The 10,585-nt window shown below is 66.4% G+C and carries 9 protein-coding genes; 5 read left to right on the plus strand and 4 right to left on the minus strand.

Going from position 1 to position 10,585, the window contains the following annotated elements:
- Positions 1-150 precede the first annotated feature (150 nt).
- From AC5RV2_RS10060 to sdhC, 4 genes are all read right to left on the minus strand, one after another.
- Positions 151-939: a succinate dehydrogenase iron-sulfur subunit gene (locus AC5RV2_RS10060; RefSeq protein ID WP_494068244.1), complete on the minus strand. Its 789-nt coding sequence runs from the start codon at positions 937-939 to the stop codon at positions 151-153.
- Positions 939-2,726 (minus strand): succinate dehydrogenase flavoprotein subunit, encoded by a 1,788-nt coding sequence (gene sdhA / locus AC5RV2_RS10065; RefSeq protein WP_493978599.1) that lies wholly within the window; start codon positions 2,724-2,726, stop codon positions 939-941. The genes AC5RV2_RS10060 and sdhA overlap by 1 nt, the downstream gene beginning before the upstream one ends.
- An 88-nt stretch (positions 2,727-2,814) precedes the next feature.
- A complete protein-coding gene (locus AC5RV2_RS10070; RefSeq protein WP_493978600.1) occupies positions 2,815-3,285 on the minus strand; it encodes a succinate dehydrogenase hydrophobic membrane anchor subunit in 471 nt (156 codons plus the stop codon).
- Between the two features lies 1 nt (position 3,286).
- Entirely contained in the window at positions 3,287-3,670 is a 384-nt protein-coding gene (sdhC, locus tag AC5RV2_RS10075) for a succinate dehydrogenase, cytochrome b556 subunit (protein WP_493978601.1), read from the minus strand.
- A 338-nt stretch (positions 3,671-4,008) separates the two neighbouring features.
- Here sdhC and AC5RV2_RS10080 point away from each other — a divergent pair, with 338 nt between their 5' ends.
- The 5 genes from AC5RV2_RS10080 to AC5RV2_RS10100 all read left to right on the plus strand — a co-directional run.
- On the plus strand, positions 4,009-5,154 hold the full coding sequence (locus AC5RV2_RS10080) for a mannose-1-phosphate guanylyltransferase (protein ID WP_494092208.1): 1,146 nt from the start codon (positions 4,009-4,011) through the stop codon (positions 5,152-5,154).
- 99 nt (positions 5,155-5,253) lie between these two features.
- Positions 5,254-6,483 carry an amidohydrolase gene (locus AC5RV2_RS10085; protein ID WP_494092209.1) on the plus strand — a complete coding sequence of 410 codons (1,230 nt, stop codon included), beginning with the start codon at positions 5,254-5,256 and terminating at the stop codon, positions 6,481-6,483.
- Between the two features lie 191 nt (positions 6,484-6,674).
- On the plus strand, positions 6,675-7,793 hold the full coding sequence (locus AC5RV2_RS10090; protein ID WP_494092210.1) for a BMP family lipoprotein: 1,119 nt from the start codon (positions 6,675-6,677) through the stop codon (positions 7,791-7,793).
- 177 nt (positions 7,794-7,970) lie between these two features.
- Positions 7,971-9,536, plus strand: coding sequence for an ABC transporter ATP-binding protein (locus AC5RV2_RS10095; RefSeq protein ID WP_494092212.1), 1,566 nt, complete (start codon positions 7,971-7,973; stop codon positions 9,534-9,536).
- Positions 9,533-10,585, plus strand: a 1,053-nt coding sequence (locus AC5RV2_RS10100) for an ABC transporter permease (RefSeq protein WP_494092211.1), incomplete at its 3' end; no start/stop codon positions are given. The genes AC5RV2_RS10095 and AC5RV2_RS10100, both read left to right, overlap by 4 nt.

A 10,585-nucleotide genomic window follows, 5' to 3' on the forward strand; every position in this document is an offset into this window, starting at 1 on the left:
CCGGCGGGCGGGACAGCCGGTCGCTGCGGCAGCGGGCATGGGGCCTGCGCCGGCGGAGGGCCCTGCCGGAATCTTAATCGCCGGTGGCGCCGACTCCCGAAGGAATCGGCGCCACCGGCCGGCGCAGTCCGAAGGGACCGCCCGGGTTGGCTACACGGAGCGGGCCAGGATCGCCTGGCGGACCTCGGTGATCGCCTTGGTCACCTGGATGCCGCGGGGGCAGGCCTCGGTGCAGTTGAAGGTAGTGCGGCAGCGCCACACGCCTTCCTTGTCGTTGAGGACCTCCAGGCGCATGTCGCCGGCATCATCGCGGGAATCGAAGATGAAGCGGTGCGCGTTCACGATCGCCGCCGGCCCGAAGTACTGGCCGTCGGTCCAGAACACCGGGCAGGAGGAGGTGCAGGCGGCGCAGAGGATGCACTTGGTGGTGTCGTCGAACCGCTCGCGGTCCTCCTGCGACTGCAGCCGCTCGCGGGTCGGCGCGTGACCATTGTTGATCAGGAACGGCATAATCTCGCGGTAGGACTGGAAGAACGGCTCCATGTCCACGATCAGGTCCTTCTCCACCGGCAGGCCCTTGATCGGCTCCACCGTGATGGGCTTGGCCGTGTCCAGGTCCTTCAGCAGCGTCTTGCAGGCCAGCCGGTTGCGGCCGTTGATGCGCATCGCATCGGAGCCGCAGACGCCGTGGGCGCAGGACCGGCGGAAGGAAACGGAACCGTCATGCTCCCACTTGACCTTGTGCAGGGCATCCAGCACGCGGTCCGTGCCGTACATGGTGAGCTTGAACTCGTCCCAGCGGGCTTCCTCGGAAACTTCCGGATCGTAGCGGCGGACCTTCAGCGTAATGTCAAAGCTGGGGATCTCGCCGCCGCCGCCGACACCGGGAGCCAGCTCGACCTTGGACGGTCCTTCGGGAATTTCGGTCGCGGTGCTCATCAGTATTTCCTCACCATCGGTTCGTAGCGCGTGAATACCACGGGTTTGGTATCCATGCGGATGCCGGCCGTCTGATCGGTCACGGCGTCGACGTCCAGGTAGCACATGGAGTGCTTCATGAAGTTCTCGTCGTCGCGGTCCGGGTAGTCCTCGCGGAAGTGTCCGCCGCGGGACTCCGTGCGGTGCAGCGCCGCCACGGTCATCACCTGGGCCATGTCCAGCAGGAAGCCGAGTTCCACGGCCTCCAGCAGGTCCAGGTTGAAGCGCTTGCCCTTATCCTGGACGCTGATGTTCTTGTAGCGCTCGCGCAGCGAAGCGATCACGTTCAGCGCCTCGGTCAGGGACTTCTCGTCGCGGAACACCTGCACGTTGGCGTCCATGATGTCCTGCAGTTCCTTGCGGATCTGGGCAACCCGCTCGGTACCGGTGCCGCCGCGCACCGTCTCGAGCAGCTCCATCGTGTACAGCTCCGGGTTCTCCGGCAGCTCGACGAAGTCCGCGGTCTTGGCGTACTCGGCGGCGTTGATGCCGGAGCGCTTGCCGAAGACGTTGATGTCCAGCAGGGAGTTGGTTCCCAGCCGGTTCGAGCCGTGGACGGAGACGCAGGCCACCTCGCCGGCGGCGTACAGGCCCGGCACAACGGTGTCGTTGTCCTGCAGCACCTCGGCCTTGATGTTGGTGGGAATGCCACCCATGGCGTAGTGGGCGGTGGGGAACACCGGCACCGGCTCGGTGTAGGGCTCGACGCCGAGGTAGGTGCGCGCGAACTCCGTGATGTCCGGCAGCTTCGCGTCGATGTGCGCCGGCTCCAAGTGGGTCAGGTCCAGCAGCACGTAGTCTTTGTTCGGACCGCAGCCGCGGCCTTCCCGGACCTCCAGGGCCATGGAGCGGGCCACGATGTCACGCGGCGCCAGGTCCTTGATGGTGGGGGCGTAGCGCTCCATGAAGCGCTCACCGTCGGCGTTGCGGAGGATTCCGCCTTCGCCGCGGGCGGCCTCGGAGAGCAGGATGCCCAGGCCGGCCAGGCCGGTCGGGTGGAACTGGACGAACTCCATATCCTCCAGCGGCAGGCCGCGGCGGAACGCGATGCCCATGCCGTCGCCGGTCAGGGTGTGCGCGTTGGAGGTGGTCTTGAAGACCTTGCCCACGCCGCCCGAAGCGAAGATGACGGACTTGGCCTGGAAGACGTGGAGCTCGCCGGAGGCCAGATCATAGCTGACGACGCCCGCGACGCGCTTCTGCTTGTAGGGGGTGCCGTCCGCGCGGGTGGCGTCTTCCTCGACCAGCAGCAGGTCCAGCACGTAGTACTCGTTGTAGAACTCAACGTTGTGCTTGACGCAGTTTTGGTAGAGGGTCTGCAGGATCATGTGTCCGGTGCGGTCGGCGGCGTAGCAGGCGCGGCGCACCGGGGCCTTGCCGTGGTCGCGGGTGTGTCCGCCGAAGCGGCGCTGGTCGATCTTGCCCTCGGGCGTCCGGTTGAACGGCAGGCCCATCTTTTCCAAATCCAGCACCGCGTCGATGGCTTCCTTGGCCATCACTTCGGCGGCATCCTGGTCAACCAGGTAGTCGCCGCCCTTGATCGTGTCAAAGGTGTGCCATTCCCAGTTGTCCTCTTCGACGTTCGCCAGTGCGGCGCACATGCCGCCCTGGGCCGCGCCGGTGTGGGAACGGGTGGGGTACAGCTTGGTCAGTACTGCGGTGTGCGCGCGCTGGCCTGATTCGATCGCGGCGCGCATACCGGCGCCACCGGCACCGACAATGACGACGTCGTACTTATGGACCTGCATACTGGATGCTCTTTCTGTTGAAACTGGGTTTTCTTCGCCGTGTGGGGTTCACGACGGGCAACGGCGCCGCGGTCTGTCGCGGGGACGGTTAGGGTGCCGGGCAGAACGACGGCAGCAGCTCGGCGGTGGCGTTGGCCGGGCACGGATCGAAGGTGAAGATCACCAGGGTGCCGAGCACGATGATGACGGCAGAGGCTACGTAAAGGACCATCTTGAACCAGAAGCGGGTGATGTCCTTTTCCGCGTAGTCCTCGATGATGGTCCGCACGCCGTTGGTGCCGTGCAGCATGGCCAGCCACAGCATGGCCAGGTCCCAGATCTGCCAGAACGGGTCGGCCCACTTGCCGGCCACAAAGCCGAAGTCGATGGCGTGGACGCCTTCGCCCACCATCAGGTTGACGAACAGGTGCCCAAAGACCAGCACCACCAGGATGAGGCCGGAGAGCCGCATGAACAGCCATGCGTACAGTTCGAAGTTGCCCTTGCGCCCCTTGTTGCGCATGTACTCGGGAGCGATGCGGGCGCTGCGGGGGGCCTGGATTTCAGAGTTGACCGACATGTTAGTGACCCCCGGTGAAAGCGAGCGTGAGGTGGCGGATGAGGAACGGAATCATGACGACGACCCAGAGGCCGACAACCCCCCACAGAAGCTTGGCCTGGTACTTGGGCCCCTTCTTCCAGAAGTCGATGAGGATGACGCGAAGCCCGTTAAAGGCGTGGTAGACGATGGCCGCTACCAGGCCGGCTTCCAGAATGGCCATGATCGGGTTCTTGTACGTGGCCATGACGGCGTCATAGGCGCCCGGGGATACCCGGACCAGCGCGGTATCGAGCACGTGTACCAAGAGAAAGAAAAAGATTGCGACGCCCGTGATGCGGTGTCCTACCCAAGACCACATGCCTTCACGGCCGCGGTATAAGGTCCCTGCTGGTGTCTTCGACACTGAATTACCCTCCCTGCATCGCAGAGGCGCAGCGTGGCTTCCACGCAAGAGTTGACGCCGGTGCGAGAGCGCTCTATAGCTCAAGACTAATCTAGGCTTCGCTGAGGGCTTATTCAATTCAGGTACAGCAGGGTGTGACCTTCTTAACAGCACGGGTTCAACCGTCCGTGCCGCACCGGCTTCCACGGGGCGGGTGAGGCCGGTCCGCGGCCCCGCAGGCTCTGGATTCCGACGGGGCGGCGGTTTGCGCTGTTACGACACCGGCAAACCACCCCGACGGCAGAAATCGGCCTGCAGGATGAAGGCGGTACCCACGTTGCTGGATTACCGTGGAGAGCGTGAACACTCAAGCAGCAGGCCGGGATGCGGCCTACGACGACGCCGTGCTGGACCGTTTTCATGCAGTTATTCCGGCCGGCGGGACCGGGACGCGGTTGTGGCCGCTGTCCCGCGCGGCGGCGCCGAAGTTCCTGCACGACCTGACCGGTTCCGGGTCCACGCTGATCCGCGCCACCTATTCCCGTCTCGAGCCGCTGTGCCAGGGGCGGACCCTGGTGGTAACCGGCAAGTTGCACCGGCAGGCGGTCTGCGCACAGCTGCCCGAGCTTCAGGATGCGAACCTGGTGCTGGAGCCGGAGCCGAAGGACTCGGCGGCGGCGATCGGTCTCGCCGCGGCGATCCTGTACCGGCGGGACCCGCGGATCATCATGGGCTCCTTCGCCGCGGACCAGGTGATCACCCCGGTGGAGGACTTCCAGCAGGCGGTTCGCGAGGCCGTGCACACCGCGGCCGAGGGCTACATCGTCACGATCGGGATCACGCCGACACATCCGGCCACCGGATTCGGGTACATCCGCTCCGCCGGGGCGCTGCAGGTCCCCGGGGCGCCCTCCGCGCAGGCGGTGGCCGAGTTCGTGGAGAAACCCGACGAGCAGGTGGCCCGCGGCTACCTGGCGACGGGGGAATATTCCTGGAACGCCGGCATGTTCGTGGCGCCGGTGGACCTGCTGCTGAAGCATTTGGAAACCAACGAACCCGAACTCTTTGCCGGCCTGACCGAGATCGCCGAGGCCTGGGACACTCCGGCCCGCGGCGCGGTGATGCGCAGGATCTGGCCGGACCTGCCCAAGACGGCGATCGACTACGCGGTGGCCGAACCCGCGGCGGCCGCCGGGGACGTGGCGATGATCCCCGGTTCCTTCTCCTGGGACGACGTGGGCGACTTCGCCGCGATCGGGCGGTTGAATACCGCCAGCGAAACCTCCGGGCTCACGGTCCTCGGCGAAGGGGCGAGGGTCTTCGCGGAGTCGGCCACCGGCGTCGTGGTATCCGACACCAAACGCGTGATCGCGCTGATCGGCATCGACGACGTCGTCGTGGTCGACACCCCGGACGCGCTGCTGGTGACCACCAAGGAACACGCGCAGAAGGTGAAGTCCGCCGTCGAGCACCTCAGGGCCAGCGGCGACACCGACGTCCTCTAAGGCGTCCGTATGGCACCCGGCGACCGGCGGCGAAAGCCTGGTCCTGTGCAAGGCCGGCGACCGTCCTCGGAAGGTCGCCCAAATCGATAGAGTGCAGGTGTGCAGAAGATTTCAGAAACACCGCTGGCCAATCTCAATATCGGCGTCTGGGCATCGCCGCTGCTGGATGAACTCCGGCGGTTCCGGCGGGACCTGCACCAGCATCCCGAGTTGTCGCACAAGGAATTCCTCACCACCCGGAAACTGGCCGAGCGGCTGACGGCCGCAGGACTGGAACCGCAATTGCTGGACGGCACCGGGCTGTTCGTCGACGTCGGGGAGGGCCCGCTGGCCATCGGGCTGCGCGCGGACATCGACGCCCTGCCGATCATGGAAGAAACCGGCCTCGACTACGCCTCGGTCAACACCGGCATCAGCCATGCCTGCGGACACGACATCCACACCACGGTGATGCTCGGCGTCGCGCTGGTCCTGCGCAAACTGGATCTGGAAGGCGAACTGTCCGCCCGCGTGCGGGTCATCTTCCAGCCGGCCGAGGAGACCATGCCCGGCGGCGCTTTGGCCGTCATCGAGCAGGGCGTGCTGGAAGGGCTGCCGCGGATCCTGGCCCTGCACTGCGACCCGCGCATCGACGTCGGCCTGGTCGGCACCCGGATCGGCGCCATCACCTCCGCCTCGGACACCATCCGGATAGAACTGCGCGGGCGCGGCGGGCACACGTCCCGCCCGCACCTGACGGAGGACCTGGTGTTCGCGCTGGCCGAGATCGCCGTCAGCGTCCCCGCCGTCATCAACCGGCGGATCGATGTCCGCAGCGCCGTCTCGCTCGTGTGGGGGCAGATCCAGGCGGGCGCCGCCCCCAACGCGATCCCGGCCGTCGGCTACATGGCCGGCACCATGCGCTGCCTGGACGGGGAAGCCTGGCAGGCCGCCGGCGAGCTGGTGGACGAGGTGGTGAACCAGGTGGCCGCACCGTTCGGCGTGGACGTCAAGCTCGAACACATCCGCGGCGTGCCTCCCGTGATCAACACCGAGCGGGAAACCACGCTGCTCGAGGCGGCGGCCCGGAGCGAGTTGGGGGAGGACGCGGTGACCCTCACGCCGCAGTCGATGGGCGGGGAGGACTTCGCCTGGATGACCCAGGAAGTGCCCGGCGCCATGATGCGGCTGGGCACCCGGAGCCCGGGCGGCGAAACCTTCGATCTGCACCGCGGCGACTACGCTCCCGACGAGCACGCCATCGGCGTGGGCGTGCGCGTCATGGCCAAGGCCGCCGTGCTGGCCGCCCGGCGTCACCGGGACACGGCAGCCGGTGCTACCCAAAAGTAACAACTTTTGAACAATCTGCGCGCGCCGGTAGCGATTGCTTCGCCGGTGGGGCGCGCGGGAACTACTGTAGGGTCATCAACTGTGCACCTGCAGGACAGGTGCTGTGCCACGCGGAGTACAAGTCAAACGCCGCACTTCTTGTGAAGCGACCATTGAACTGTGGCGGGGCAGACATTCTTTATGGAGGAACATTGAAGACTTCACTGCGCAAGATTAAGCGCGGCACCGGCCTCTCCGCCGCGGTGCTGGGCGCGTCCGCACTGGTTCTGACCGCTTGCGGCGCACCGCCGGCCCAAGAGGGCGGCGCCAGCGGCAGCCCGGCAGCGGGAGGCACCGACTACCTCGGCTGCATCGTCTCCGACTCCGGTGGATTCGACGACCGCTCGTTCAACCAGTCGAGCTACGAAGGCCTGAAGATGGCCGAGGAAGAGCTGGGCATCAAGATCCGCGAGGCCGAGTCCCAGGCCGAGACCGATTTCGGTCCCAACGTGGATGCCATGGTGCAGGCCAACTGCGACATGGTCCTCACGGTCGGCTTCCTGCTGGGCGACGTGACCAAGGAAGCGGCTGCGGCCAACCCCGAGACCAACTTCGCGATCGTCGACTACAACGACCCGGAGTTCAGCGACAACGTCAAGCCGATCATCTACGACACGGCGCAGGCGGCGTTCCTGGCCGGCTACGTCGCGGCCGCAACCAGCGAGACCGGCAAGGTGGCCACCTACGGCGGCATGAACATCCCCACCGTCACCATCTTCATGGACGGCTTCGCCGACGGCGTGGACTACTACAACGAGCAGAAGGACGCCAACGTCGAACTGCTCGGCTGGAACAAGGAAGCCCAGAACGGCACCTTCGTCGGCAACTTCGAAGACCAGGGCAAGGGCAAGACCAACACCCTGAACTTCATCAACGAGGGCGCGGACATCATCATGCCGGTGGCCGGCCCGGTGGGCCTGGGCACGCTGGACGCCGTCCTCGAAGCCAACGCCGACGGCAAGGATGCCAAGGTTGTCTGGGTTGACTCCGACGGCTACGAGACCGCCGGCAAGGCCGAGGAATTCATCCTCACCTCGGTGATGAAGCTGATGGGCAACGCGGTCGAGGAAGTCGTCCGGACCGACGCCGAGGGCAACTTCGACAGCTCCCCGTATGTCGGAACCCTGGAGAACGGCGGCGTGGCACTGGCCCCGTTCCATGACCTCGACGCAGCGGTTTCCGATGAGACCAAGTCGGAACTGGAAACCATCAAGGAGTCGATCATCTCGGGCGAGATCAAGGTCGAATCCAAGGCCAGCCCGCAGCAGTAAGCACGCAGCGGACCGCCGCCCTCCGTACCGGACACCGGTGCCGAGGGCGGCGGTCCGCGCTGTAATCGGCCGAACCGGTTTAGGCTAGGCACAGCGTCCGGGCAGCAGCACCGTCCGGCACCGCGCCGCTGGATGACGACCGTCGTACCTACGGACAAAGAACAGGTGGGTTGGGGTTTGAAACTCGAGCTCAAGGGAATCACCAAGCGATTCGGCTCCCTGGTTGCCAACGACCACATTGACCTGGTGGTGCAGCCGGGACAGGTGCACAGCCTGCTGGGTGAAAACGGCGCCGGGAAATCGACGCTGATGAACGTCCTCTACGGGCTTTACGAGCCCAGCGAAGGCCAGATCCTGGTCGACGACAAGCCCGTGACCTTCGACGGCCCCGGGGACGCCATGGCGGCCGGCATCGGCATGGTGCACCAGCACTTCATGCTGGTCCCGGTGTTCACCGTGGCCGAGAACGTGGCGCTGGGCAACGAGGCGACCAAGGCCGGCGGCCAACTCAACCTGGAGGACACCCGGGCCCGGATCAGGGAGATCTCCGACCAATACGGTTTCGAGGTGGATCCCGATGCTGTGGTCGAGGACCTGCCGGTCGGGGTGCAGCAGCGGGTCGAGATCATCAAGGCCCTGGTCCGGGACGCCGAAGTGCTGATCCTGGACGAGCCGACCGCCGTCCTGACGCCCAAGGAAACGGATGAGCTGCTGGGCATCATGGGCCAGCTCAAGGCCGACGGCAAGGCCATCGTCTTCATCTCCCACAAGCTGCGCGAAGTCAAGGCGGTTTCGGACATCATCACGGTCATTCGCCGTGGCAAGGTCATCGGCGACGCGCCGCCCTCGGCCTCCACGACCGAACTGGCGGAAATGATGGTGGGCCGCGCCGTCAGCCTGACCCTCAACAAGGAACCCGCCCGGCCGGGCGAGGAAACCTTCACCGTCGAGAACCTCACCGTGCGCTCGGCCACGGGCCAGCGCGTGGTGGACGGCATCAGTTTCGGCATCGCGCGCGGCGAGATCCTCGCGGTAGCCGGCGTCCAGGGCAACGGGCAGACCGAACTGACCGAGGCGATCCTGGGCCTGCAGGACCACGTGTCCGGCTCCATCAGGCTCGAAGGCCGCGAACTGGTGGGCCGCAAGGTCAAGGACATCATCGAGGCCGGCGTCGGTTTCGTGCCGGAGGACCGCAGCGTCGAGGGCCTGGTCGGGACCTTCTCGGTGGCCGAAAACCTCATCCTCAACCGCTACGACCAGCCGCCGTTTGCCCGCGGCCTGGCCATGAAGCCGGCCCTGGTCGCCCAAAACGCCGAGCAGTACATCTCGGAGTTCGACGTCCGCACCCAGTCCGCGGCGGCGGCGGCCGGTACGCTCTCCGGCGGAAACCAGCAAAAGGTGGTCATGGCCCGGGAGCTGTCCAGGCCGTTGAAGCTGTTTATCGCTTCCCAGCCCACCCGCGGCGTGGACGTAGGCTCCATCGAATTCCTGCACAAGCGGATCGTCGCCGAGCGCGACGTCGGCACGCCGGTGATGATCGTTTCCACCGAACTGGACGAGGTGCTGGAACTTGCCGACCGGATCGCCGTGCTCTACCAGGGTCGGCTGATGGGCATCGTCCCCGCCGGCACCTCGCGCGGCGAGCTGGGCCTGATGATGGCCGGCATGAGCGCCGAGGAAGCACAGGCACACCGGACGGACGCCGAAGTACAGCAGACAGACGCCGAAGGAGGCGAGGAATGAGCGCGGACGAGTCCGGCAAGCACGGGAAGCGGTCGAAACACGCGGGAACGCCCATGGCGGAGGGCGATGAGCAGCGGCTCGAGGCGGCTGCCGCCCTCGGCGACGGCACCCAGGCACCGCCGGCCGTGTTGCCCACGGGGGAGAGCCTGCACCCCGAGTTGCGCGCGCATCAGACCGTCATGCAGCGGATCGTCTCCGGCAACGCGTTGGTGGCTGTCCTCGCCATCGTCCTGTCCCTGATCGCCGGCGGCATCCTGATCGCGTTGACGAACGAGGAAGTGGCGCGGACCTCCAGCTACTTCTTCGCCCGGCCGCAGGACATGCTGGCTGCCGGCTGGACGGCCGCCGCCAACGCCTACGCCGCCCTGTTCCAAGGCTCGATCTTCAACTTCGAGGGCGCCACGTTCGCCCGGATGATCTACCCCTTGACCCAGACGCTGACCGTCGCCACGCCGCTCATCTGCGCGGGCCTGGGCGTGGCGCTGGCGTTCCGCGCGGGACTGTTCAACATCGGCGCGCAGGGCCAGATCATCATCGGTGCCACCCTGGCCGCCTGGGTCGGCTTCAGCTGGCACCTTCCGGTGGGCCTGCACCTGCTCCTGGTCATCATCGCCGGCATCATCGGCGGCGCACTGTGGGGCGGCCTCGTCGGCCTGCTGAAGGCCAAGACCGGCGCCCACGAGGTGATCCTGTCGATCATGCTCAACTACGTGGCCATCAACCTGGTGCTGTACCTGCTGACCATGCCGGCGTTCCAGCGACCGGGCTCCACCAACCCGATCAGCCCGCAACTGGATGCCACGGCCATGTATCCGCCGCTCTTCGGCGACACCTTCCGGCTGCACTGGGGCTTCGTGGTGGCCATCCTGGCCACCGTTTTTTGCTGGTGGCTGCTCAACCGCTCCACCATTGGCTTCGAGCTGCGCGCGGTCGGCTCCAACCCGCACGCCGCCCGCACCGCCGGCATCAGCGTCACCAAGGGCTACGTCGTGGTGATGGTGCTGGCGGGCGCCCTCGCCGGCCTGGCCGGCGTCGCGCAGGTGGCCGGC

Source organism: Arthrobacter sp. Y3225116, assembly GCF_059091245.1.